Consider the following 718-nt stretch of genomic DNA (forward strand, 5'->3'; position numbering starts at 1 on the left):
TCGAAGCTGCTGCTAAAATCGCTAATAATATTGAGAGAACTATTGGTAACTTCATATTTCCTCCATCGTATAACGCCAAATTAAGGTGTGAACAACGCTTACACCTTAGCTAAAGCATTGTGCCATAAACACTGAACTCACTTGAAGTGAGAGCGCCGAGCGTTGTGAATCACTCTTAAATTTATTGTTATGTGTTTGAACTTAAAGGGACTTCCATTTCCACCAGCCCTTTGACTTCAGATGTTCTAACAAAGCCTTTGGACTCATACAGATTGATCGCTGGGTTCTCACTAAACACACGTAGAACTATCTTAGTGGATTGACGACTGAGTGCATGCCTTACAACTAGATCAAGGCACTTAGTCCCAACTCCATTACCTTGAAACTCCGGTAAAAGTTGAAAGTCTCTCAGAAAGGTCGTTTCGCCACTATAGCTAAAACGAAGAACACCTACACGAGTTTGGTCTAGGTGAATCTCGTAGTTTTCTAGTTCTTCCCAACTATTTAGAAACTGATTGTGATCCCAGATAATCCCACGACTTAGATAGTAGCTTGCCATATTTGTCTTGGTTAAAGACTCCGCGAATAAGGGATCACTACCGATTTTGAGCTGTACTTCCATGCCTTTCCCTCTGGCTACACATAACGCCCAATTAAGGGGTGAACAACGCCTCCACCCAAACCTAAAGCATTGTGCCATAAACACTAAAACTGAAGT

Annotated in this window: 1 protein-coding gene; it reads right to left on the bottom strand. The window is 41.6% G+C overall.

The window, feature by feature from the left end:
* Window positions 1–187: 187 nt before the first annotated feature.
* Entirely contained in the window at window positions 188–622 is a 435-nt protein-coding gene (locus ACQEXS_RS22500) for a GNAT family N-acetyltransferase (protein WP_114322099.1), read from the bottom strand.
* Window positions 623–718: the final 96 nt, after the last annotated feature.

This window comes from Vibrio sp. TRT 17S01 (assembly GCF_050113695.1).
Taxonomy (GTDB): domain Bacteria; phylum Pseudomonadota; class Gammaproteobacteria; order Enterobacterales; family Vibrionaceae; genus Vibrio.

Bases quoted from the DNA above. Each gene is read 5' to 3' on its own strand.
- ACQEXS_RS22500 (WP_114322099.1), bottom strand. From the start codon at position 622: ATGGAAGTACAGCTCAAAATCGGTAGTGATCCCTTATTCGCGGAGTCT.